The following is a 25,064-nucleotide window of genomic DNA, read 5'->3' on the forward strand; positions in this document are numbered from 1 at the left end:
TGAATATCCATCGTGCCTACCCTAAAAGATAGCTTGGATAGTACCGTTACATCCATTTAAACAAGAGGAGTAACGCATAGCCAGAAAAAGGCATTCTCGTCGCGCTGATCCGGAATTGCTCTGCCGTTGACAACCACGCCGAACAGATCGACTTGATCGGCGAAGAGTTGGACCCAGACGAGTTCGACCTTGAACTCACCGATACTGTTCTCGCCGCCCGACAAGCCAGCCTACCGCCAACTCGGGACGTGAGCAATTACGGCGCAAGCAGACGTTGTGATTTAGTTTGCAACTTAAATCTGAGGGAGGAGGACTTTGTCGTGCACAGTGAAAGGGACGAAATAGTCAGTCGGGAAAGAGAATTTCACAATCTCAGATTTAGTCAGGAGGCGGATCCGAGAGAAAGTCTGGACAAGTGGTATCGAACAATTCGCCACGGTGCTGAGCATCAAGATAGGCAAATAAAACGCCTTTCGAAAAACGCTGATGTGCTCGAGTACGGTTGTTCCGATGGTGGGTGGTCGCTGCATTCCCTGCATCTGCCCGGCCTTTGCCGATCTCTGGCGGGGATCGACATTTCGGACGTAGCGGTAAACAAGGCGAACGAACGGGCGAGCACGCTTGGCAGCACGAACGCTACATTCCTGGCGATGAACGCGGAAGCCATGTCCTTCGAAGACAACAAGTTCGACCTGGTGTATGGGCGCGGGATCATCCATCACCTGGACCTGGATCGGTGCTTTTCCGAGGTGGTCCGTGTCCTGAAGCCGAACGGTGTGGCGTCGTTCTACGAGCCGATGGGACACAATCCTCTCCTGAATGCCTACAGAAGGCGGACGCCCCTCATCCGCACCGAGGACGAACATCCTTTGTTGGTTTCGGACTTCGCGTTGGCTCGCCGCTATTTCAGCGATATCCGGGTGGAGTATTTCGGCCTGTGCTCCGTAGGGAGCGCGCTGATGCCGCGAAGCATCTCTGAGGCCGTCTACACAGTTGGAAAAGCTGTCGATTCAGTCGTTCTGACACTTCCCTACGTGAAGCGGTTCGCATGGTATGCGCTCCTAACCCTTCGGGCCTGATCAATAGGCAGCAAATCCAACTCGGGCGAGAGTGAAGGAGCAACTGCCTTTCGCCACCGCTTCAGAAGCTGCCTGCGAGACGGTTGTATTCAGGGCTTTGCTTATCCTCTTGCGGTCTCTGGTTCCGCGAGGTTGGTCGCGGTCCACCGGGGACGGGCGACAGGCACCCTCACCAGCTTGAAGTAGCTGTAATACAAGAGGAAGGAGCCCATGATGTAGGGATTGAAGGTATCGATCTCGACGAAGGACCGGATGAACAGAAGCATCATCACACCGGCAAGGATCACGGACTCGGCTTGCCATGTCCTGAATATCAAAGCCGATATGTGGCCCCACAGCGTGCGCAGGATGATCAGCGAAATCAGCGTCGCCCCGACATAACCAAGCTCCACGAGGGCTTCTATGTAGGTGTTGTGGAAATGGAAGCCGGATCGGGTTGTGATGTAGAATTCGTTCCAAAGCCGCTCGGCCTCGGCAAAACCCTGCACCCAATAGGCCGCGTAGCCGACGCCGAGGATCGGCGCTTGCTGCGCCGCATTCCAGCCTTGCTCCCAGAGATAGGTCCGCCCGGTGAGCGTGGAATCCTTTCCGAAGGCGCCAAGGACGAAATCCAGAAGTCCCGCAAAGGCAACCGCGGTGACCACGACCAGCCCGGATGCACCGACCAGGAAAATCACCCGTCGATAGCGGAGCGAAAGCTTCTTGGCCATGGCGAGCAGAGCCACCAGAGCGAGAACTGCCGGCACCGAAGCCGTCGAGGTGGCGGAATGTGCCATGAGCAGCAGATAGGCCGACAGAACGAAGACGGGCGCGGTCAGAAAAAGGCTTACCCGGCCGCGCCTGAGAAAGGCCAGGAAGACAACGCAAAAATAGATCCCGAGCGACGCGACAAAGCCGATCTGGTTCTTGGAGCTGAATGCGCCGACGAAATTGTAGCTCCCGTCGAGAATATCATAGGAATAACCCCCGACCGCGAGCGAATAGATGAGGACGACAAAAATCCCGGTCAGTGAGCCTATCGCCAACGTGCGGACGCTGACGGTCCGCGCAGCGATGTAGGCGCAGGCGATATGAGAGCAATACTGGATCGCGGTCCTTAACGTGATGCCTGGAGCATCCGACCAGAACACCGAGAGACAGACGTAGATGGCAAACGCCAGCGGGAGCCATGCGCTGGATAGATGTCGCAACAGCCGCCGGTAGTCGACCAGGATGAGGGGAAGCCAGACCGCATAATAGGCCAGGATCAGGATCTGGCCGAAAACGGCGGAGTAGGAGAACGCCCAAATGGAGATGGCAACTGCAAAGCTACCGTAGACCGTGTTCTTCTCCGGGTCGATCAACAGAGATTTTGGAATCTTCATCTCGGTAGCGGATTCCCGTCCATACAGCTCAAGGCCGATTTGCCGCCGCGCCAAGCGCTGGCGCTTCTGTTGTGCAGTGCAATATAACCCATCCCCCGCAGCCTGTCACCCAAATGAGGCAAAAACACCCATGCGGACGCCCTAGAAGAGGCGGGTAGAAGGCCGAGACAGGCAGTGCGGCAAGAACAAAGCACCCACCGGGTGCGAACTGTTTTTTCAGTTCTTCAGCACTGGACAGAGCAGGCTTAGCGAACAGGCCACGCCTTCAACCGCCTGCTCCTGGCCCACCACGAACATGTTCGGAGGCTCCAGACTCCGGCTTGAACTTCTCCGCCGTTGACTTCACATTCGCCGCCGATTGGGAGAACGAGCACATGCCGATGAGCTTTGCGGGACGGTTTGCCGGACGATCGGCCGTGATCACCGGTGGCGCCTCAGGCATCGGTCTGGCCGTCGCGCAAAGAATAGCTGAAGAGGGCGGACGCGTTTGCGTCTGGGATCGCGACCCCGCCCAGATCGAGCAGGCCAAGGCCGTCATTGCCGACTTGCATGGCGTGACTGTCGACGTCGCCGATCCCGTAGCGGTCGAACAGGCCGCCCGGCAGACGATCGATGCCCTTGGCGCCGTCGATATCCTGGTCACAAGCGCGGCCATCACCGGACCGAATATGCCGACCTGGGACTATTCGGTGGAGGATTGGCGCCGGGTCATCGACATCAACATCAACGGCGTCTTCTTCTGCAACAAGGCGCTGGTTCCGCATATGCTCGAGCGCAATTACGGCAGGATCGTCAACATCGCCTCGATCGCCGGCAAGGAGGGAAATCCCAACGCGTCGGCCTATAGCACCTCGAAGGCGGCGGTGATCGGCCTGACCAAGTCGCTGGGCAAGGAACTGGCCAAGACCAAGGTGACGGTGAACTGCGTCACGCCGGCCGCCGTGCGCACCGCGATCTTCCAGCAGATGAGCCAGCAGCACATCGATTTCATGTTGTCGAAGATACCGATGGCGCGGTTTGGCGAGGTCGAGGAGGTGGCGGCGCTGATCTCGTGGATCGCTTCCGAGGAATGCTCCTTCACGACGGCCGCAGTCTTCGACGTCTCCGGCGGCCGGGCGACCTATTGAAGCAAGTAAGGCGCGATCTAGCGCTAGCGCCCGCCAGACTGGAGTTCACTTCGTTTGCTTAGCGTCGAACCTCCACTGTCCGACGAAGATCTGCTCGACCGCTTTCAGCGCGCGGCCTTCAGTTATTTTCTGGAAACCGTGAACCCGGAGAACGGGCTGGTCGCCGACACCTCGCGGCCAAATTGGCCGGCAAGCATCGCGGTCGTCGGCTTCGCCCTGTCCTGCTATCCGGTCGGGGTCGAACGTGGCTGGATGACGCGAGACGCAGCCGTAAAGCTGACGCTCGCCACGCTACGCTTCTTCTGGAACAGCCGGCAAGGCAGTGACGACGACACAACTGGCCACAAAGGTTTCTACTATCATTTCCTTGATATGCGGACCGGCCTGCGCGCCTGGCGATGCGAATTGTCGATGGTTGACACCGCGCTCTTGATGGCAGGCGTGCTCGTGGCTGGCGCCTATTTCAAAGGCGACAATGACGAAGAAGCCGAAATCCGCGACCTCGCGGAAATGCTCTACCGGCGCGTCGATTGGCGATGGGCGCAAGGCAGCAGTTCGACGTTGCGGCAGGGCTGGAAGCCGAAGAGTGGCTTTCTGCGTTATGGCTGGGAAGGCTACAACGAAGCGACGGTGCTCTACGTTCTGGCGATGGCCGCTCCGGACAGGCCAGCCTCGGACGACAGCTATGCCGGCTGGACGGCGACATATCAGTGGGAAAACATCTACGGCTACCACGTGCTCTATGGCGGTCCGTTGTTCATGCACCAGTTCTCGCATGCTTGGATCGATTTCGATGGCATCCGGGATGCGTTCATGCGGGAAAAGAACTCGGATTATTTCGAAAACAGCCGCCGCGCGACCTACCTTCACCGGGACTATGCGCGGCATAACCCCTCCGGCTACGACGGCTACGGCGAAGGGCTGTGGGGCCTCTCAGCAGGTGACGGACCCGGCAACTTCCGCGCCCAAATCGAGCGGCGACCGCGTAAATTTTCCGGCTACGCGGCGCGCGGCGCACCGTTTGGCCCCGACGACGGAACGATAGCGCCATGGTCGTACCTTGCATCGCTGCCGTTCGCGCCGGAAATCTGCCTGCCGGCGTTACGCCATCTCGGGGAACACCACCCAGAGGTGATCGACGGTTTCAGGATGCCGAGCGGCTTCAACCCGACGCTGGCGAACCGGCGGAAATTCGGGCCGAGCGGCTGGATATCGGATGCGCATTACGGACTGGACCAAGGTATCGTCGTGTTGATGATCGAAAATCACCGTTCGCGTTTGATCTGGGAGCTGATGCGGTCGAGCCCGCATATCCGCCGCGGCCTGTGCAAGGCAGGGTTCAGCGGCGGCTGGCTGTCACAGACAGCGACCCTGCCCAGGCTGGCTGCCATGTCCGATGACGGGACGATAGCCGGTCTTCCGATTCAACAGGATCGCTCATAACCTGGCAGGCGCTAGGCGGCCGCGCCGCATCCAACGCTTGACGAAAGTGCTATTCGGCTAAAGAAGATTGGAGTGAAATGGCACGGGGCGGAACATTTCTGGATGTCGCTTGAAATAGAACCCGACTATGCGGTCCGGTTGCTGGCGCAGGGCTATATATGCCTGCCGCTTCGTGCCGGCGGTAAGCATCTCGACCTCAAGGCCATGGGGTATGATCCGCTGCATTTACAGACCCGGCGCAAGGATCTAAAGGAGCTCGCCTTCTGTTCCATTGCGTTCCAGCTGTCGCAGAAACCACCGACCTCCGAAGACATCGAGCGCTGGTTTCACGACTTCACCGGAAACGTCGGCATATTGGGAGGATTTGCCAACCTGCTGATCCTGGACTTCGACAACGCTGCGGCATATCGCGGCTGGTTCGGCATCCATGGTGAAATTGCAAACCGCACACCAGTCGCAAGGTCCCCGAACGGCTTCCACGTCTATCTGAGGACACGCGAACCGACGGTGTCATCCAGCCTGCATTTCGGCATGCGTCGGGTCGGCCATGCCAAGGCACTTGGCGGTTACGTGGTGGGCAGTCCCTCGGTGCTGAAGGATGGATCCTCCTATAGCTGGTTGGAGAACCAGTCGCCGTTCGATGTCGAACCGCAGCTGGTCGAGAACCTCGTCAGTCTTTCGCTGCGCCCAGTCTCGCCGCTCAAGCATTATTATGATCGTGTGCGAAACCGCGGCTTTTTTGAGCGGCAGTGAGTAAATCAGAGGAAACGCGATTGGACGTCACGGTCGTCATCCCGGCAAAAAATGCTGCCGCGACGATCGATGCCACGCTGCACAGCCTGATCTCCGATAGAGATCTGATCGGCGAGGTCCTTCTGGTCGATGACGGTTCCGACGATCAGACCGCGTCTGCCGCGATCGCAAGCGCGCAACGATACGGATTGCCGCTGGAGGTCGTCAGCGTCAACCTCGGCAGTGCCGGTGCTGCGCGCAACGCCGGAATTGCGCAGGCCAAGTGTAAATCCATATTTTTCCTCGATGCGGATGATGAGTTGATAGAGGGAGGCCTGTCGCTTTTACATGACGCCCTCCTTCGCAATCCCGGGTCTGGCCTGTCGATCGGGGCCAGCATCCGTCGCACAAACGGGCGGCCGGACAAGCTTAAGACCCCGCACGGATACACCAGCGACAGATCCCAAAACACCAGGCGATATCTTCTCAACGAGCTCTGGCCGATCGCCATGGGGAGCGCCCTGGTCGCGACATCAGCCACAACCACCATCCGCTTTCCGGAAGCGATCGGCCTCGACGAAGACACGTGCTACTGGGTGGCTCTGCTCGCGCGCTTCGATGTGGCGATCGTCTCGGCTCCGGTGCTGCTCTATCATCACGACGAAACAAGAATGGCGCAGCGTTTCGTCCTTGCTCCGCGCAGGACGTTTCTTGCCATTGCGCGCGAACTGAACAGGCTGACTGACCTTGGCGTCGCGAGGGATGCCCTTCAATGGCGAAAATCCTGGATCGCGCAGCGGATTTCACGACAGCTCATCAAGCACAAAAGGTACCTCGACGCAGCAGGCATGATGCGGGCCGTTCGTGCCCATAAAGCATCCGGCCGGAGCTGGAAGGCCTTACAGTACAGCGCCCGGATCCATTTCGGAGGAATGATCGAAAAGCACAGTCAAGATACACGGGTTACCACCCCCAATCACGGCAAAGAGTGGCGCACGCTGGTGCTGTCCTACGACCCGGCCTTCCCTCCTGCATCTGGCGCCGATCTCAGGAACCATCGCAACGCCGTGGCCGCAGCAGAATTCGGGCCAGTCTGCCTTGTCTCGATCCGGCCGCAGACCCATCCGTCGAAACCGGCCAACCGCCGCATTCAAACAGCGGCTTTGACAATCGAAGGGGAAGCCCGCACGGCTTCGATCGGCTGGTGGAGGATCCGTGCCGAGAACCGAATTCCCCGCCCCGCACTGACGCGTCTCCAAGCTATCGTTCGCGATTTTTCCCCGGACAGCATCGTGGTCGAGGGCATTGCGCTGTTCAAACTTTTACGGCCCTTGCGGCCATTGGCGGGGCAGCTCATTCTCGACATGCACAATGTCGAGTCGGACCTGGCGGGCCAGTTGCATCGCGTCAACGACACAAGATCGATGCCTGCCGCCGCCTCTGGCGTCAGGCGCCTCGAAAGAAAGGCGCTCGCCATCGTCGACAGGGTCTGGGTCTGCTCGAGGCTGGACCACGAAAGACTAGCGGCACTTTCTCCGCACAATGTGTCGATCGATATCGTGCCGAACGGCATCCCTCGTTTCGAAGACAGCCCCGTGGACCTGCCGGCTGAGGCCGCGACCGACGGCGGCTTTCCGATAATCCTGTTTGTCGGCCATCTGGGATACAAGCCAAACATCGATGCCGCCGAACGGCTGGCCGCGACCATCCTGCCGCGCATCCGGCGAAGATTGCCGACCGCAAGACTGGTTCTCGCCGGCCGTTATCCCAAGCCGGCCGTGAAAGCCCTCGCCGGGCTGCAAGGCGTGGACCTTGTCGGAAATCCGGACGATATGAGGCCACTGCTGTCGCGCGCGCATCTCACCATCATCCCGCTTTCGGCAGGCGGCGGTACGCGCATCAAGGTTCTCGAAGCGATGGCCTGGGGCGTTCCGGTGATTGCGACACCGCTGGCGGTCGAGGGCCTGGACCTGGTCGACAATGAAGAGGTGCTTCTATCGGATTCGGATGAGAGACTTGCCGACATGGCTGTCGAGCTTTGTCTGGACCGAACGCGCATGGCGAGCCAGCGCGTTCGCGCGCATGAAGCCGCATGGTCCAGGTTCGGCCCTGAAGCCATCCGCAAGGCCGTCCGCGGCGGCTTTGGGCTGGACGATGCCGGCACATGACACCCACGCTTTCCAATCACCGAGCGATGAGCTGCCGATGATCCCACCCATCCTGCACCAAACATGGAAGACCGACAGCGTCCCTGCCCGCTTCCAGGGGTTTGTCGAAAGCTGGAAACGGCACCATCCCGGCTGGACGACGATGTTCTGGAGCGACCGGAGGCTGCTCGAGTTTGTCGCCGAGCACTATGCGGATTTCCTGCCCACCTTTTGCAGCTACTCACATGGCGTGCGGCGCGCCGACGCGGCACGCTATCTGCTGCTGTACCATTTTGGCGGGGTCTACGCCGACATCGACTGCGAATGCGTCGCCGCTTTCGATCCGATCATGAGCGAGGACCGGATCGTGCTTTGCAAGGAACCGGATACGCATGTGCTTGCCCAGGCAAAGTTTCGTGGCCTGCCCTATTTGCTGTTCAACGGCACAATAGCGAGCCCGCCCCGGCATCCCTTCTGGCTACAGGTCCTGTCGCTGTTGCCGGGGCTGGTCCATGCCAAGGAAGCGCTCGACGCGACCGGCCCCTGTGTGCTGACCTCCGCTCAGCTCGCCTATGGCGACCAGGCGGCGTTCGCCATACACGCCTCCGCCTTGTTCACGCCGGTTGACTCGGCCGGGCGCACGGATATGCCAGCCGGCAGCGGGGCGCTGACGCTGTCAATCCATCACTGGGCGGGCACATGGTGGACGGCGCGGCCGGCAACGCGGTGGCGTGACAAGGTCCGCAACCACGCCTACCGGTTTTGGCATCATCTGACACGGGGCGCGCATCTGGACGAGGCCGTGGCGAAGGCGAGCGTCAGCCAGGTGGCGCTTTCGGCACCGTCGCCGTCAGGCTCGAATGTCGCCATACTGGTGCCGCTGCGCGATGCCGCCGACCATATCCAGCCGTTCCTCGATGCGCTGCAGGTGCTCGACTACCGCAAGGACAGGATAAAGCTGGTCTTCTGCGAGGGCGACAGTTTGGACGGAAGCTGGGAAAGATTGCAGGCAGCAGTGGCGCCGCTTGCCGGCAGCTATCGTGGCGTCGTCCTGCTGCAAAAGCATCTGGACACGCGCCTTGACCGAGCGACGCGAGCGAAACCACGACAGCAGCGCGAGAGACGAGGCGCCATCGCCAAGGTGCGCAACCACCTGATCGATCATGGGCTGGATGCCGACGACGACTGGGCGCTGTGGATCGACATCGATGTATGGCGATTTCCAAGCGATGTCGTGGACCGGCTGATCGGAAGCGGGCATCGGATTGCAGTTCCCAACTGTGTAAAGATTGCCGGCGGCGACAGCTTCGACCTCAACAGTTTCGTCACCACACGACCCGAAAAAGACTATCGCTACTATCGTGAAATACGCGACGGCCTTTACCAGCCACCCGCTCATTCCGTCGGCCGCCTTCACCTCAGCGATGTCAGGCATCTCGAAAGCATCGGTCTCGATGGGGTTGGCGGGACCATGTTTCTTGTCGACACAGCATTGCACCGTGGCGGTCTTCGATTCCCGGAAATTCCCTACCGCGATCTCATCGAAACCGAAGGCTTTGGCGCCCTCGCCAACGATCTGGGCATCAGGCCCGCCGGTCTTCCAAAGCTTGAGATACTCCATGTTCCGTGGTGATCAGGACTGACAGACGCCGTTCGAGCTCCTCTCGGATCGGTGCCAGATAGACTTGCGGCCGCAGCCTTTGCCAGATGTAATCGCGATCGGTCAGCTGCGCGACCTGGTCGACCCATCGTTGCATCATTTCGGGATCCCGGACCTGTCGCCAATCATCGACTATGATGACGGGCAGCCCTTTATAGAGAGGATCTAGCGGCGACGTCCTGGTCACCACGATACAGCCTAGATACAGCAGTTCCCACGTCCTGTGGCAGTCGAGGCCGCTTCCAGCCGTCGAAACGACCAGCGGGTACTGTGCATAGCGCTCCCAGATCGAACGCTGCGACAGCCGCCTGTCAAGAAAATCAACATGCGGGCATCCCTTCAGGGCATCGACCAGATCCCGTCGCTCCCTGGGTTCCCTGCTCAAGTTGAGATCACAGAATATTCTGAGCGGGCGACGGTCCGGCGCGTCCTGCCGACGACGAATGGTTTCGAGAAGCTTCGAAAGCTGTCCGGGCGTGGTAAAGCTGCGCAGGGTGTGAAGATCGAGCCCGATCGGGAAAGGTTTGAGCTTGGGTTGATCGCCGACGCAGTTCTGGGTGTACCAGGACACAAGAAAAGGGTTGGAGAGAAGCCGGTCGACGGTATCTTTCGCAAGATTTGACGGCACCGACGCATCGCCATCCGTCGTCACCAGCGCGAACGGCGCGGTGATGGTTGGCAGGGCCACTTCGACGAAAGTGTCGAGATCGCAGACACGCGATTCCCTGGCCCGGGTGCTCAGGCGCAGCCATACTATACCATGTGCGCCGCTATAGTACTTGCGGAAGAATGCCTCGGTCTGCGCCGATTCGGTCGGTGCGTATCGATACCAGCGTGGACCGGCAAAATCGCAAAACTGCCCGATGCCCTTAGACCATAACAGCGGCGGAACGCGAAGAAAGGGCAGCACGACGGAATGAACCGCCTTTCGCAAAAGCCTTCGCCGACGAAACTTGCCCATCTGCAAGCATTAGCCCAGGCGCCAGCGCCGTTGCAAACGTGGGCACGGGCATGTTGGCCCGTGCCCACGCTCTGCCGACTTTATCAGCCGGCGAACGTGTAGGCGGTCTTCACCGTGGTGTAGAATTCCGCCGCATAGCGGCCCTGCTCGCGTGGGCCGTAGCTCGATCCCTTGCGGCCGCCGAAAGGCACATGGAAGTCGACGCCTGCCGTCGGCAGATTGACCATCACCATGCCGGCCTCCGAATTGCGCTTGAAATGCGTGGCGTGCTTGAGGCTCGATGTGCAGATGCCCGACGTCAGCCCGAACGGCGTGTCGTTGGCGACCGCCAGCGCCTCGTCATAGTCCTTGACGCGGATCACGTTGGCGACCGGTCCGAAGATCTCCTCGCGTGAAATGCGCATGGCGTTGCTGGCTTGCGTAAACAGCGCCGGCTGCAGGTAGAAGCCGCGGGTTTCGCGATCGAGCCGCTCGCCACCGAAGGCCAGATCGGCGCCTTCCTGGCGGCCGATGGCGATATAGTCTTCATCCTGTTTCAACTGGCTCTGGTCGACGACTGGTCCGATCTGCGTTTTCGCATCGAGAGCGTCGCCGACGACCAGCTTGGCCAGGCGATCCTTCATCGCATCGACGAAGCGATCGTGGATGCCGTCCGTCACGACCAGGCGGGACGATGCCGTGCAGCGCTGGCCGGTCGAGAAGTATGCGCCGTTAATCGCGCAGTCGACGGCGACGGCAAGATCGGCATCGTCGAGCACGACAAGCGGGTTTTTGCCGCCCATTTCGAGCTGGAACTTGCGCATGTGCTCGACGCTCGCGGCAGCCACGCGCTTGCCGGTGCCGACCGAACCGGTGAAGGTGATGGCATTGAGGTCGGGGCTGTCGAGCATGGCCTGGCCGACCACCGAACCCTTGCCCATGACGAGATTGAGCACGCCCTTCGGCAGGCCGGCCCGATGCAGGATGTCGACAATGGTCCAGGCACTCTCCGGAACCAGATCGGCCGGTTTGAAGACGATGGTATTGCCATAGGCCAGGGCAGGAGCGATTTTCCACGCCGGGATGGCGATCGGGAAATTCCATGGCGTGATAATGCCGACGACGCCGACCGCCTCCCGCGTGATCTCGACACCGACGCCGGGCCGCACGCTTGGAACCAGCTCGCCCGACAGGCGCAGCACCTCACCAGCAAAGAAATCGAAGATCTGGGCGGCGCGCACGGTCTCGCCAACGCCCTCGACCAGCGTCTTGCCTTCCTCGCGCGCCAATGCCCTGCCGATTTCATCTTTGCGCGCGGTGATCTCGTCCGACGCCTTTCTCAGCACCGCGTGGCGTGCCAGCAGGCCCGATCGCGACCATGCCGGAAATGCCGCTTTCGCCGCCGCGATCGCCTGCCGGGCCTGCTCGGCGTCGCCCGACGCATATTCGCCGACCACGTCGTCGAGATTGGACGGGTTGATGTTGCGGGAGCCGGCATCGCCAACCCACTCGCCATCGATGAGGTTCTTTCGAAACGGGGTCATATCGCTGTCTTCCTTGTCGTCTTTCGATTGCCGTCTATCTGGACCACCGGCCGCCACACCGCAAGGCCGCCGGCGGCAAAGTTCTCCTCCTCGACAGGCATGTGTTAGGTGTCTAGGTGGTAAACCATGACTTTAGTGTGTGTGCGACGCGGATCGCGCCAGGAGGAACCGCCATGTCCGACAGCGCCTTGCCGATGGTAATCAGCGCGCCCGAGCCACGCACGCTCGACCTGATTTTCACGCCCGAGGCACTGGCGAGATTCCGCGCCAAATATCGTATCGTCGAAACGTCGCCGGAAGGCGTCGCGGCCCTGCCGGCCGATGTGCTCGCCGAGGCGCGCTACATTGTCGGCCAGCCGCCGATCGCGCCGGAGACGCTCGACAAGATGCAAACGCTGCGCTGCATCTTCAATGTCGAGAGCAATCTCCTCAACAACATGCCGTATGAGACGCTGTTTACGCGCGGCATCCATGTCGTCACCACGGGCCTGGTCTTCGCCGAGCCTGTTGCCGAGCTCGGCCTTGCCATGGCGCTCAACCTCGCTCGCGACATCGTCGATGCGGACCTCGCCTTCCGGCAAGGCAAGGAGCTGTGGGGCGGCGACGGTAACCGGACGGCGCGACTTCTTTCTGGCGCGGATGTCGGCATCATCGGCTTCGGCGACCTCGGTCGCGCGCTCAACCGGCTGCTGTCGGGCTTTCGCACGCGGACCAAGGTTTTCGATCCGTGGCTGCCGCCGTCGATCCTGATAGAGAACGGCGTCGAGCCGGCTTCGCTCGACTCGGTTCTGTCGGAGAGCGATTTCGTTTTCGTCGTCGCTTCTGTGACCAGCGAAAACCAGGGGTTTCTCGGCACCGGGGCCTTTGCCAGAATGCGCAAGGGAGCCGCCTTCATCCTGCTCAGCCGTGCCGGCGTGGTCGATTTTCCGGCGTTGATGGACGCGGTTCGCAGCGGTCACATCGTCGCCGCCAGCGACGTGTTTCCGGAAGAGCCGCTGGCGCAGGATCATCCTGTGCGCGCGCTGCCCGGCTTCCTGCGCTCCGCCCACCGGGCCGGCGCACTCGACATCGCCTTCAAGCGCATGGGCGACATGGTGCTGGAAGACATGGACCTGATCGACCGCGGGCTGCCGCCGATGCGGTCGAAGCGGGCCGAACGCGAAACCGTTTCGCGCATGCGTTCGAAGCCGGTCGACAAGAACTGAGCCGCCAAGCCAGCGCCTGCGCGGGTTTTTCAGATGGTGAACGACCAGAACAGGCAGGCCAGCGTCGCTGCGGCGAAGACGACAAAGAACAGGCTTCTTAGCAGGACATTGCGGCGCAGCTCGTTCATGAAGAGATGGCAGCCGACGATGGCGACGACAAACAGGAAGCGCCAGTTCAGCAGCGCCGGCAAGATGTTGCTTCGATCGAAAGCCCATCTGGCAGCGAGGCAGCCGATGATGGCTGCAAACAACACGACGACTGTCCAGAAGATCGCATCCGCAGCGTTCGTCAGGACGACGCTGGCGGCCCTGATCGGCAAGATCATCATCAGCAGCGCGCTGAAGAAATAGACTGATGCAAGCGGGATAAACGTCCCGGCATCGGCGACGTCGCCCAGGCGTTTTGCGCCGATCGCACCATAGGGATAGCCATGCTGGGCCACTGCCAGGCTGAGCGCCATCAGCAAAGCCGTCAATATGGCGACCAGTGCGAATGAAGTGAGGGCTTTGCTCATAAGGGTCCTGTTCGGAACGAATCGAATGAGGACGTTGGTAGCCCATGGTTTGTAAATTGCTGGTAAGCGTCGAGGCCCGGCGCGACAGAGTTTCTCGACGCCCTCACTCCGCCGCTTGAAGGCGTCGCGCCTCGATGATGGTCCTGATCTCGGCACGGCAGGAACCGCAATTCGTGCCGGCATGCAGCGTGGCGCCGATCGATTCGACACTTACGCAGCCGCCGCGCACCGCTTCCGCGATCTGATTGGCGCCAACCCCGAAACAGGAGCATACGATGGCGCCACGGTCGACGCGGTTGCCGCCGGGCCGCCCGGCTACGATCGCCAGCCGCCCACGCCGATCGGCGTGGTCCGCGCTCAACTGCTCCACCGCCCAGCTGCGCGACACGGCGACCGGCTTGGGCGCCAGATAGAGCGCGCCAGCCAGCCGGCTGCCGGCGAAACGAGCAAAGCGATAGTGCCCGCCGGTGACGTCATGATAGGCGAGCGCCTCGCCTTCCGCGTCCGCTCCGAAAAGCGAGGCTGCGATAGCCGGCCAGTCCCGGCCAGCCTCGAACGCAAGCTCTAGGCGCCAGCCGGCGGCACAGCGGGCGAGGGTCCAATAATTGGCGTCGATCGAGGCCGGCCGTTCGGCCAGCACGGCGAAGCCGAAGGCGGCAGCAGCGAAGCGTTCCACGCGGGCGGCAACATTTTTCGAGGCCGGCTGCCCGGACACAGCATCGGTGATGGGCGCCACCAACGCATCGACGCGTGCCCGCGCGGAGAACTGGTCGGTCCAGTGCATCGGCACGAAGACCGATCCCGGTCGCTGCCGAGCCGTTAGCAGCGCCCGGACCAGCACTTCGCCATGCACAGTCGAGACGCGCACGATGTCGGCGTCGCCAATGCCGGTGCAGGCGGCATCCGCCGGGTGGATTTCGACGAACGGCTCGGCCATGTGCTGGGATAGCCGCTGGCTCTTGCCGGTCCGCGTCATGGTGTGCCAGTGGTCGCGGACGCGACCGGTGTTGAGGACGAGTGGATAGTCCGGGCTGGTGCGGGTTTGCGCTGTCGGGCGGACGGCGATGAAACGCGCCTTGCGGTCGGGTGTGTAGAAGCCGCCGTTGGCGAAGAAGCGAACGGGCCCCTCCGGTCGCCGAGCCCAGGCACCCCCCTCTGGCCTGCCGGCAATCTCCCCCTCAAGGGGGGAGATTGGCAGCTTTGACTCCGAGACCTCTTCTGCATCGTCAGTGATTGGCGAAAGCCGAGTGGCAAGCTGATCTCCCCCCTTGAGGGGGAGATGGCCGGCAGGCCAGAGGGGGGTGCCTGGGCTCGGCGCCGGCCACTGGAAAGGCGCCAAATCCTCGTAGTCCTCAGCGTCAATGTCGCCATAGGTACCGATATCAAAATCCCGCGCGCCGTCATTCTCGAATGCCGACAGCGCGGCGTGCTCAGCAAAGATCTCCGCCGGCGACGCATAAGAAAACGCCTCGCCAAAACCCATTCGCCTGGCCACTTCGGCGATGATCCACCAGTCGGCTCTTGCCTCGCCGGGCGTGGACAAAAAGGCGCGCTGGCGCGAGATGCGGCGCTCCGAATTGGTGACGGTGCCGCCCTTTTCGCCCCACGCGGTGGCGGGCAGCCGGACATGGGAGTGGCGGACCGTATCGGTCTTGGCCAGCACGTCCGATACCACGACAAACGGACAGGCCTTGATCGCCGCCTCGACGGCATCGGCATCCGGCATCGAATCGACCGGGTTGGTCGCGATGATCCACAGCGCCTTGATGCGCCCGTCGGCCACAGCTTGAAACATCTCGACCGCCTTCAAACCGGGTTTTTCGGCGATGTCAGGCGCGCTCCAGAAGCGCTGCACGCGGTCGCGATGTTCGGGGTTTTCGATCTCCATATGGGCGGCCAGCATGTTGGCCATGCCGCCGACCTCGCGGCCGCCCATGGCGTTGGGCTGGCCGGTCACCGAAAAGGGCCCGGCGCCGGGCTTGCCGATGCGGCCCGTGGCGAGATGGCAGTTGATGATGGCGTTGACCTTGTCGGTGCCCGAGGACGACTGGTTCACCCCTTGGCTGTAGACGGTCACCGTCTTCGCCGTCGCGGCAAACAGGCTGTAGAAGCGGCCAAGCTCGTCCTCGCTCAAGCCCGTGGCAGCGGCGATACCGGCAAGGTCGAGCGCGGAGGCGGCGAAAAGGGCTTGCCCGAAGCCGTTCGTGTGCGCCGTGATATAGCTGCGGTCCAGCGCATTATGCTGGCCGAGATAGGCGAGCAGCCCTGTGAACAAAGCAACGTCGCCATCCGGCGCGATCGCCAGATGCATGTCGGCGATATCTGCAGTCATCGTACGGCGCGGGTCGATCAGCACCACCTTCATGTCGGGCCGCTTTTCCCGGGCGGCGGCGATGCGCTGGTAGAGCACCGGATGGCACCAGGCGAGGTTGGAGCCGACCAGCACGATCAGGTCGGCAAGCTCTAGATCCTCGTAGCTGCCCGGTACCGTGTCGGAGCCGAAGGCGCGGCGGTGGCCCGCAACCGACGAGGCCATGCACAGGCGCGAATTGGTGTCGATATTGGCCGAGCCGATGAAGCCTTTCATCAGCTTGTTGGCGACATAATAGTCTTCGGTCAGCAACTGGCCCGAGACGTAGAAGGCGACCGCGTCGGGGCCGTGCTCGTCGATGGTTTGCGAAAAGGTCGAGGCGACGAGGTCAAGCGCTTCGTCCCAGCCGGTGCGGCGACCGTGAATCTCCGGATAGAGCAGCCTGCCGTCGAGGTCGATCGTCTCGGCCAGCGCCGAGCCCTTGGAACAGAGCCGGCCGAAATTTGCCGGATGGTCAGGATCGCCGCGAACGGTTACCTCACCGTTCGCGGCGACCTTCGCCAGCACGCCGCAGCCCACCCCGCAATAGGGGCAGGTGGTCCTCACCTCGCGCGCTTCGTCGATCTTCATGCTCAGGCTGCGCGGCTGGCCAGCGCTTCGAGCGCCAGGAACAGCCGCTCGCCGTCGACCTTCACCGGGATCGTGCGTACGCTACCTTCGTCGGCGCCGATCGCCTTGCCGGTTTCGAGCGAGATCACCCAATTGTGCAAGGGGCAGGTCACCGCCGCGCCATGGACGATGCCTTGGCTGAGCGGCCCGCCCTTGTGCGGGCAATGGTCCTCGATGGCGAAGACCCGGTCCTCCGCCGTGCGAAAGACGGCGATTTTTCCCTCAGGGGTGTCGACGCAGCGTGCGCCACGGCGGGGGATGTCGGAGATGGAGCCGATCGATATCCAGGTCATGGGGCCGCCTTTGCTTGATAGGAATGCGCCCGGGCACCCCCCTCTGTCCTGCCGGACATCTCCCCCTCAAGGGGGGAGATTGGCAGCTTCGGGCGCATCGCCCGTTCTGCAACGTGGGCGATTTGCGAAGGCAGCAATGAAGGCTGATCTCCCCCCCTGAGGGGGAGATGGCCGGCAGGCCAGAGGGGGGTAGATGGCGCAAACATCTCCATCACTCTGCCGCCTCTGCGAAACCCACCGAAGCCATCGGCCGGAATTCGTGCTTATCCTTGCCGGAAACGCGTTCCGACCACGGGTCGACCTGCGCGAATTTCTGCGAAAAGACGAAGCGCTCGTAATAGGCCTTGCGCTTGTCGCCATCGTCCATGATCTGGCGCTTGATCTCGGCGATGCCGATGCGCTTGGCCCATTTGTAGATGCGCTCGAGATAGCGGCCCTGTTCGCGATACATCTGCGTCAGCGCCACGATATGCTCCAGCGCCTCGTCCTCGGTCTTCACCAGGCCAAGCACCTCTGTGCCCTTGATGTCGAGGCCGGCGGCCCCGGCGAAATGGATCTCATAGCCCGAATCGACGCAGATCACGCCGACATCCTTGCAGGTTGCTTCCGCGCAGTTCCTGGGGCAGCCCGAGACCGCCATCTTGACCTTGGCGGGCGTCCACGAGCCCCACATGAATTTTTCGATACGGACACCGAAGCCCGTCGAATCCTGTGTACCGAAGCGGCACCAGTCCGAACCAACGCAGGTCTTTACCGTGCGCAACCCTTTGGCATAGGCGTGGCCGGAGACGAAGCCAGCCTGGCCGAGATCGGACCACACCGCGGGCAGGTCTTCCTTGCGGATGCCGAGCATGTCGATGCGCTGTCCGCCGGTGACCTTGACCATCGGGATCTCGAACTTGTCGACGACGTCGGCGATGGCGCGCAGTTCGGCGGCATTGGTGACGCCGCCCCACATGCGCGGCACCACCGAATAGGTGCCGTCCTTCTGGATGTTGGCGTGGACGCGCTCGTTGATGAAGCGCGACTGGTAGTCGTCGGCATACTCGTCCGGCCAGTCGCAGACCAGATAGTAGTTGAGCGCCGGCCGACATTTGGCGCAGCCGCAGGAAGTGGTCCATTCCAGCTCCTGCATGACGGCGGGGATGGTCTTCAGGCCCTTGGCCTTGATCAGCCGGCGGACTTCGTCGTGGCCGAGCGTGGTGCAGCCGCACATCGGCTGCACAGCCGCCGGATTGTATTTGTCGCCGATGGTCAGCACTATCAACTTTTCGACCAACCCGGTGCAGGAGCCGCAGGAAGCGGACGCCTTGGTGTGGGCACGCACGTCGTCGAGCGAGGTCAGGCCCTTGGCCGTGATCGCGCCTGATATCTTTCCCTTGCAAACGCCGTTGCAGCCGCAGATTTCCGCATCATCCGGCAAGGCTGCAACGGCCGCCATAGGGTCCAGGGAGGCGCCTCCCTGGTATGACTGGCCGAAGATAAGCGTGTCACGCATTTCCGATATGTCGGTCTGCTTCTTCTTGAGGTCGTTGAACCAAGCGCCGTCCGCCGTCTCGCCATAAAGCACGGTGCCGATGATGCGGTCATCCCTAAGCACCAGCCGCTTGTAGACGCCGGCGGCGGCGTCGCGCAGCACGATCTCCTGGCGGTCCTCGCCCTCGGCGAAGTCGCCGAGCGAGAACAGCTCGATGCCAGTGACCTTGAGCTTGGTCGGCGTGTCCGAATGGACGAAGGCAGCAGCTTCGTCGCCGGCCAATTGGCTGGCGGCGACACGCGCCATCTCATAGAGCGGCGCGACCAGGCCGTAGACCATGCCGTTGACCTCGGCGCATTCACCCAGCGCGAAGATATCGGGGTCGTTGCTGCGCATGCCGGCATCGACGACGATACCACGATTGACGGCAATGCCGGCTTCCTTCGCCAGCGCCGCATTCGGCCTGATCCCCACCGCCATAACGACGAGCGTCGCCGGAATGATGGTTCCGTCGGCGAGTTCCACCTGCTCGACCTTGCCCTTGCCTGTGATCGCCTGGGTGTTGGCCTTGGTGATGACCTTGATGCCGCGCTGCTCGACAGCACGCTGCAGGAGGTAGCCGGCGGCAGGATCGAGCTGTCGCTCCATCAGCGTCGGCATGACATGCAGCACGGTGACGTCCATGCCTTGCGAGTTCAGGCCCGCAGCCGCTTCCAGCCCGAGCAGGCCGCCGCCGATGACCACCGCCTTGGCCCGCGACTGGGCGGCGAGCATCATCGCCCGAACGTCATCGAGATCGCGATAGGTTAGCACGCCCGGCAGATCATGGCCCGGCACCGGGATGATGAACGGCACCGAGCCGGTGGCGATAACGAGTTTGTCATAGGGCTCGGTCACGCCGTGATCGGAGGTGACTGTTTTTGCTGCCCTGTCGATGGCGACGATCTTGTGGCCCTTGTAGAGGGTGATCCCGTGCTTGATGTACCAGCCATCGCCATGGATGATGATCTCCTCATAATCCTTTTCGCCTGACAGAACCGGCGACAGCATGATGCGGTCGTAGTTCACGCGCGGCTCGGCGTTGAAGATGGTGACCTGGTAGAGGTCCGGCGCCTTTTCCAGCAGGTGCTCCAGCATGCGCCCGGGGGCCATGCCGTTGCCGATGATGACGAGTTTTTCGGTCATGTCCTGATCCACTCCGCTCTCACTCAGCCGCGTAGGAAAGGCCTGAAGCTTCGGCGGTGGCCTCGCGCTCCATCCGCCGGATGCTGAAGTGCATCCAGGCAAAGCAGGTGGCGACGATGACGAAGAGCAGCATGAAACAGCTCGACCAGACGCCGGTGAGGTCGTTGAGTGCGCCGAAGGCGATTGGCAGGATAAAGCCGCCGAGCCCGCCAATCATGCCGACAACGCCGCCGACCGCGCCGACACTCTGCGGGTAGTAAGCCGGGATGTGCTTGTAAACGGCGGCCTTGCCAAGGCTCATGAAGAAGCCGAGCACGCAGGCGACGGTTATGAAGGCGAGCGGGCCGATCTCGAAATGGAAGGCGATCGGCCCGCTGATGCCGCGCACGACGTAGTCTGCCGAGGGGAGAGACAGAACGAGAGTCGCGACGGCACTGACAGCGAAGGTCCAGTAGAGCACGGTGCGGGCGCCGATGCGGTCGGAAAGCACGCCACCATAGGCGCGGAAAATACTTGCGGGAATTGAATAGGCCGCGCCGATCATGCCGGCGGTAGCAAGCCCGAAGCCATAGACGCCGACCAGGTAGCGGGGCAGCCACAGCGACAGCGCCACGAATGCACCGAAGGCGAAGAAATAATAGAAGGCGAAGCGCCAGACCTGCAGATTCTTGAGCGGCGCGAATTCCTGCAAGAAGCTTCTCGCGGGCGCTGCCTTGCCGGCACGGCGCTCGCGGATGACCGGATCGTCGCCGGTCGTGAACCAGAAGACGGCGGCCATGACGACGAGTGCTGCCGCCCAGATCAGCGCGACCGACTGCCAGCCCCAGGAGAGAAGCACGAACGGTGCCAGGAACTTGGTAACCGCGGCGCCGACATTGCCGACACCGAAAATGCCAAGCGCCGTGCCCTGCTTGCCAGCCGGGAAGAAGCGCGAGACATAGGCGACACCGACGGCGAAGGAACCACCGGCGAGCCCAACGCCTAACGCGGCGACCAGCATCTGTGCGTAGGTTTGCGCAAAAGCGAGCAGGAAGGTCGCGACCGCCGCCGCAAGCATGGTCGCGGTGTATACCAGCCGTCCGCCAAGCCGGTCGGTCCAGACACCGAGCACCATGCGCACGAGCGAACCGGTGAGGATCGGGGTGCCGACCAGCAGGCCGAACTCCGTCTCGTTCAACCCAAGGTCCTGCTTTATGCGCACGCCGATGATTGAAAAGATCGTCCACACCGCGAAGCAGACGGTGAAGGCGATGGTGGACATCACAAGCGCCTGCTGGGGAGCACTGTCCTGGCTGGGCGCGGCTGGGAGATTTGCGGTCAACGTCTGGCTCCGGTTTGCGGCGTGGGAGGCACCGCGGATGTTTTGTGGGTGAGTGATCAGCGGCGCGGCATCGGCCCGTCCAACGAGACCGGGCTCGCTACGGTCAGGTCTTTGCTTTCCGTCTTGGCGCCAACGGGAAACAGCAGGAGCGCGGCGGTGAACAGCGCCGCCGTCAGCGCGCTGCTGGCCAGAAAATCGCGGCGCGTGAAGTCCGCGAGGGACGCGCCAGTTCCGATCCGTTTCGTCATCGTCGTCTCCGGTTGGGCGCTGCTTGGGACCAGCGCCGTCGATCGTGTAAAAACAAAAAAGCCGCCGGCCAGGTCTTCGCGCGTCCGTCCATCCGGGATCGCGTATTGACCTGAGCGGCAGCTTTGCCTGTGGCGCCCGCCATTGGACGCCGTGTCACTTGGCCCTTGCGGGCCTACATTTTAGAAAGCAGGAAGCGTGCCAATTCGACAACGCTCTAAATTACCGAATAAAATCAATGTGAACCGCCGCCGAGCGATTTTTGACCAAGCCCGACAGCGGATCAAAGCTTAGTCAGAATGACTTGCGCAGCAGCATAATATTTGTGCAATGCGGTAGATTGCCCATTACCGACGCAGATTGCCAATTGTCGATGAAACGCGTTTTTCGGCCATGGCCTTACTCCGCGGCTTCGACGAAGCGATGGCGTTCGTAGAGGAACTTCAGCACCGCCTCGCGGCAGCGCAGGAAGGTCCGGTCGGAGGAAAGCTCGATGCGTCGGCGCGGCCGGGCCAGCGGCACGGCAAGCACCTCGCCGATGGTCGCCGCCGGGCCGTTGGTCATCATCACAATGCGGTCGGACAACAGCACCGCCTCGTCGACATCGTGCGTGATCATGATCGTCGTCGAGCCAAGCCTCGAATGGATATCCATCACCGCATCCTGCAGATGGGCGCGCGTCAGCGCGTCGAGCGCGCCGAACGGCTCATCGAGCAGCAGGATCTTCGGTTCCATGGCCAGCGCGCGGGCGATGCCGACGCGCTGCTTCATGCCGCCCGAAATCTCGGCGGGCCGCTTGTCCCTGGCGTGCGCCATCTGCACGAGCTCGAGATTACGCATGATCCAGTCATGCCGCTCGGCCCGAGTCCTGGTCGAACCGAACACTTTCGACACCGCCAGATTGATGTTCTCGTAGACGGTGAGCCACGGCAAAAGGCTGTGGTTCTGGAACACCACGGCGCGCTCGGGACCGGGGCTGTCGACCTCCTTGTCTTCGAGCAGGACCGCGCCGGCGGACACTCTCGTCAGCCCGGCGATAAGGTTGAGCAAGGTCGACTTGCCGCAGCCGGAATGGCCGATGATCGAGACGAATTCGCCCTTGTCTATGGTCAGCCGGATGTCCTTCAGCACCTCGCTGATCTGGCCGCCGCGGGCAAAGGATTTGTCGATATGGTCGAGTTTCAGGTAGGCCGTCATGGCGCTTTCCTCACTTTGCCGTTGTGCCGCGGGTGACGAAGGCGCAGACCGCCGCAACCAGGCGGTCGAGGCAGAAGCCGGTGACGCCGATATAGGCGAGCGCGACGATGATGTCGGGCAGCCGCGACGAGTTCCAGGCATCCCAGATGAAGAAGCCGATACCGACGCCGCCTGTCAGCATTTCGGCCGCAACGATGGCAAGCCAGGACAGGCCGATGCCGATGCGCAAGCCGGTGAAGATGTAAGGCGCCGCGGCCGGCACCATGATCTTCACGAAAAATTCGAGCTGGTTGAGCCGGAGGATGCGGGCGACGTTGCGGTAATCCTCGGGAATGTTGCGGACGCCGACGGCGGTGTTGATGATCACCGGCCAGATCGAGGTGATGAAGATGACGAAGATCGCCGACGGGCTGGAATCGCGGAACGCCGCCAGCGACAGCGGCAGCCAGGCGAGCGGCGGCACGGTGCGCAGAATCTGGAACACCGGGTCGAGGCCGCGCATCGCCCAGATCGACTGGCCGACCAGTGCGCCGAGCGCAACGCCGACAATTGCAGCCAGGCCGAAGCCAATGGCGACGCGCTGCAGCGAGATCAGCACCCGCCAGGCCAGTCCGATATCCTGCGGACCATAGTCGAAGAACGGATGGGCGATCAGATCGTAGGCCTCGTTCCACACCTGGCTAGGTGGCGGCAAGCTGGCATTGGGCGACGAGCAGGCGATCTGCCAGATGACCAGCATGACGGCGATGACGACTGCCGGCGGCACCAGAGTGCTCGCCAGTTTGCCGGCGATCGCGGCGGGATCGAAGCGGCGCCTCACCTTGGCCGCGAAAGCTATGACCTCTGCGGGCTTGGCAGGCGCGGGGAACGCCTTCACCTTAGTGTCCTCGATGGCTTGGATAGACATTTCGCAAAGAGCTCCTTGAACACGTGGAGTGACAGGCGGCGCCAACGGCGCCGCTTGCCGTCGACGTCAGGCCGATGCCTTGATTTCGAGGCTGTCGAGATAGGCGGACGGGTTGGCCGGATCGAAGATCTTGCCGTCGAAGAAGGTCTCCACGCCGCGCGACGAAGATGCCGGGATATCGGCCGCGGCGACGCCGAGGTCCTTGGCCGCCTCGCGCCACAGATCCTCGCGGTTGACTTGATCGACCAGCGCCTTGATGTCGGTGGTTGCCGCGAATTTGCCCCAGCGGATGTTCTCGGCGAGGAACCAGCTGTCGTGGCTCTTGAACGGATAGGACACGCCGCCCTTCCAGAACTTCATGTAGAGGTCGGTGCCGGTGGCGACGCGGTCATTGCCGTAATTGATGTCGCCCTTGAGGCGGCCGATGATGTCGGCGGTCGGCACGTTCATCCACTGCCGCTTGCCGATGATGGCAGCCATTTCGTCCTTGTTTTCCATGGCCTCGCACCATTGCTGGGCTGCCATGACGGCCATCAGGATGGCCTTGGTGGCGTTCGGATATTTGTCGATGAATTCGGCGCGCAGGCCGAGCGCCTTTTCCGGATGGCCCTTCCACAATTCGCCTGTCGTGGCGGCGGTGAAGCCGACACCCTGGTGGACGAGCTGCTCGTTCCATGGCTCGCCGACGCAAAACACGTCCATGTTGCCGACCTTCATGTTGGCGACCATCTGCGGCGGCGGCACGACGATGGTGGAGACATCCTTGTCCGGGTCGATACCGCCGGCGGCCAGCCAGTAGCGCAGCCACAAATCATGGGTGCCGCCCGGGAAAGTCATGGCGGCCTTCACCTCCTTGCCTTCGGCCTTCTTGGCGGCGAAGGCGTCCTTCAGCTTGGAGGCATCGAGGCCGACGCCGGTGCTGGCATACTCCTGGGCGACGGAAATGGCCTGGCAGTCGTAGTTAAGCCGCGCCACGATCGCCATCGGCATCGGCTGGTTATTCTGCGTCACCTTGCCGGTGTGCATGAGGTAAGGCATCGGCGTCAGGATATGGGCGCCGTCGATGCCGTTGGCTTCGCCGCCGAGCATCAGATTGTCGCGCGTCGCGCCCCAGGAGGCCTGTTTGAGCACCTCGACATCGGGCATGCCAAACTTTTCGAATAACCCCTTCTCCTTGGCGATCATGAGGGGCGCCGCATCGGTCAGCGCGATGAAGCCGAGCTTGGCGCCGGTGACTTCCGGGGCGGCAGTAGCCGCATAGGCGCCAGAGGGCAGCAGCGCCCGCGCGGCCGTCAGGGTTGCCGCGGTGGCCGCACTTGCCATCAGAAAATTGCGGCGGGTCATGCTCTCGAGAGGGGCTTCAGTCTTGATGCGTTTCGTCATCGTCGTCTCCCGTTGGGCACTGCTTGGGATCAGCGCCGTCGATTGCGTGTTCGGTCAAAACAAAAAAGCCGCCGGCCAGGCCGCGCGCCCGTCCATCCGGGATCGCGTGTTGACCTGAGCGGCAGCTTTGCCTGTAGCGCCCGCCATTGGACGCCTGTTCCGTGACCCCGAGAAGGGTCTGTCTATTGCAAAGCAGGAACCGTGCCAGTTTCGGAGTAGATGACAAACATCAATTAGATCAACGGCATGCCATAATCATCGGTGCGCTGGCCCGTTGGGCGAGCAAGCCAAAGATTGTTCATTAGCGCAGTCGCACGCA

Annotated in this window: 20 protein-coding genes; 8 read left to right on the forward strand and 12 right to left on the reverse strand. The window is 62.1% G+C overall.

Annotation, left to right across the window (positions count from 1 at the left end; all coding sequences use genetic code 11):
• Positions 1-152: 152 nt before the first annotated feature.
• Positions 153-1,079, forward strand: coding sequence for a class I SAM-dependent methyltransferase (locus tag AC0L26_RS12125; protein WP_473632742.1), 927 nt, complete (start codon positions 153-155; stop codon positions 1,077-1,079).
• Positions 1,080-1,180: 101 nt separating this feature from the next.
• Here AC0L26_RS12125 and AC0L26_RS12130 read toward each other — a convergent pair whose 3' ends face one another.
• Positions 1,181-2,443, reverse strand: a complete 1,263-nt coding sequence (locus tag AC0L26_RS12130) for an O-antigen ligase family protein (RefSeq protein ID WP_473632743.1) — start codon at positions 2,441-2,443, stop codon at positions 1,181-1,183.
• Positions 2,444-2,817: 374 nt separating this feature from the next.
• Here AC0L26_RS12130 and AC0L26_RS12135 point away from each other — a divergent pair, with 374 nt between their 5' ends.
• The 5 genes from AC0L26_RS12135 (at position 2,818) to AC0L26_RS12155 (ending at position 9,525) form a co-directional block, all read left to right on the forward strand.
• Positions 2,818-3,570 (forward strand): SDR family NAD(P)-dependent oxidoreductase, encoded by a 753-nt coding sequence (locus AC0L26_RS12135; protein WP_473632744.1) that lies wholly within the window; start codon positions 2,818-2,820, stop codon positions 3,568-3,570.
• Positions 3,571-3,624: 54 nt separating this feature from the next.
• Positions 3,625-5,013, forward strand: coding sequence for a glucoamylase family protein (locus tag AC0L26_RS12140; RefSeq protein ID WP_473632745.1), 1,389 nt, complete (start codon positions 3,625-3,627; stop codon positions 5,011-5,013).
• A 138-nt stretch (positions 5,014-5,151) separates the two neighbouring features.
• Positions 5,152-5,766, forward strand: coding sequence for a bifunctional DNA primase/polymerase (locus tag AC0L26_RS12145; protein ID WP_352926396.1), 615 nt, complete (start codon positions 5,152-5,154; stop codon positions 5,764-5,766).
• 20 nt (positions 5,767-5,786) lie between these two features.
• A complete protein-coding gene (locus AC0L26_RS12150) occupies positions 5,787-7,913 on the forward strand; it encodes a glycosyltransferase (protein WP_473632746.1) in 2,127 nt (708 codons plus the stop codon).
• Between the two features lie 37 nt (positions 7,914-7,950).
• Complete coding sequence (locus tag AC0L26_RS12155; RefSeq protein ID WP_473632747.1) at positions 7,951-9,525, forward strand: glycosyltransferase; 1,575 nt, start codon at positions 7,951-7,953, stop codon at positions 9,523-9,525.
• Here AC0L26_RS12155 and AC0L26_RS12160 read toward each other — a convergent pair.
• Both AC0L26_RS12160 and AC0L26_RS12165 read right to left on the reverse strand, forming a co-directional pair.
• Positions 9,476-10,513, reverse strand: coding sequence for a hypothetical protein (locus tag AC0L26_RS12160; protein ID WP_473632748.1), 1,038 nt, complete (start codon positions 10,511-10,513; stop codon positions 9,476-9,478). The genes AC0L26_RS12155 and AC0L26_RS12160 overlap by 50 nt on opposite strands.
• A gap of 83 nt (positions 10,514-10,596) precedes the next feature.
• Positions 10,597-12,036, reverse strand: a complete 1,440-nt coding sequence (locus tag AC0L26_RS12165) for an aldehyde dehydrogenase family protein (RefSeq protein WP_473632749.1) — start codon at positions 12,034-12,036, stop codon at positions 10,597-10,599.
• A 173-nt stretch (positions 12,037-12,209) separates the two neighbouring features.
• Here AC0L26_RS12165 and AC0L26_RS12170 point away from each other — a divergent pair, with 173 nt between their 5' ends.
• Positions 12,210-13,241 (forward strand): hydroxyacid dehydrogenase, encoded by a 1,032-nt coding sequence (locus tag AC0L26_RS12170; RefSeq protein ID WP_473632750.1) that lies wholly within the window; start codon positions 12,210-12,212, stop codon positions 13,239-13,241.
• A gap of 29 nt (positions 13,242-13,270) precedes the next feature.
• Here the strand turns inward: AC0L26_RS12170 and AC0L26_RS12175 are convergent, their stop codons facing one another.
• From AC0L26_RS12175 to AC0L26_RS12215, 9 genes are all read right to left on the reverse strand, one after another.
• Positions 13,271-13,756, reverse strand: a complete 486-nt coding sequence (locus AC0L26_RS12175) for a hypothetical protein (protein WP_473632751.1) — start codon at positions 13,754-13,756, stop codon at positions 13,271-13,273.
• A 103-nt stretch (positions 13,757-13,859) separates the two neighbouring features.
• Complete coding sequence (locus AC0L26_RS12180) at positions 13,860-16,697, reverse strand: nitrate reductase (protein WP_473632752.1); 2,838 nt, start codon at positions 16,695-16,697, stop codon at positions 13,860-13,862.
• A gap of 2 nt (positions 16,698-16,699) precedes the next feature.
• Positions 16,700-17,029, reverse strand: a complete 330-nt coding sequence (gene nirD / locus AC0L26_RS12185) for a nitrite reductase small subunit NirD (protein WP_473632753.1) — start codon at positions 17,027-17,029, stop codon at positions 16,700-16,702.
• Positions 17,030-17,240: 211 nt separating this feature from the next.
• The gene (nirB, locus tag AC0L26_RS12190; RefSeq protein WP_473632754.1) at positions 17,241-19,691 is read right to left on the reverse strand and encodes a nitrite reductase large subunit NirB; all 2,451 of its coding nucleotides are present in this window, start codon (positions 19,689-19,691) and stop codon (positions 17,241-17,243) included.
• Positions 19,692-19,710: 19 nt separating this feature from the next.
• Positions 19,711-20,952, reverse strand: coding sequence for an MFS transporter (locus AC0L26_RS12195; RefSeq protein ID WP_473633195.1), 1,242 nt, complete (start codon positions 20,950-20,952; stop codon positions 19,711-19,713).
• Between the two features lie 116 nt (positions 20,953-21,068).
• A complete protein-coding gene (locus tag AC0L26_RS12200) occupies positions 21,069-21,260 on the reverse strand; it encodes a hypothetical protein (RefSeq protein ID WP_473632755.1) in 192 nt (63 codons plus the stop codon).
• Positions 21,261-21,657: 397 nt separating this feature from the next.
• A complete protein-coding gene (locus AC0L26_RS12205) occupies positions 21,658-22,455 on the reverse strand; it encodes an ABC transporter ATP-binding protein (protein WP_473632756.1) in 798 nt (265 codons plus the stop codon).
• A 10-nt stretch (positions 22,456-22,465) separates the two neighbouring features.
• A complete protein-coding gene (gene ntrB / locus AC0L26_RS12210) occupies positions 22,466-23,362 on the reverse strand; it encodes a nitrate ABC transporter permease (RefSeq protein WP_473632757.1) in 897 nt (298 codons plus the stop codon).
• Positions 23,363-23,428: 66 nt separating this feature from the next.
• A complete protein-coding gene (locus tag AC0L26_RS12215; RefSeq protein ID WP_473632758.1) occupies positions 23,429-24,745 on the reverse strand; it encodes a CmpA/NrtA family ABC transporter substrate-binding protein in 1,317 nt (438 codons plus the stop codon).
• Between AC0L26_RS12215 and AC0L26_RS12220 the strand changes: the two genes are divergently transcribed.
• Positions 24,732-24,863, forward strand: a complete 132-nt coding sequence (locus AC0L26_RS12220) for a hypothetical protein (RefSeq protein ID WP_263781070.1) — start codon at positions 24,732-24,734, stop codon at positions 24,861-24,863. The two genes, AC0L26_RS12215 and AC0L26_RS12220, sit on opposite strands and share 14 nt — an antisense overlap.
• Positions 24,864-25,064 lie beyond the last annotated feature (201 nt).

The organism is Mesorhizobium sp. WSM4823 (assembly GCF_055811195.1).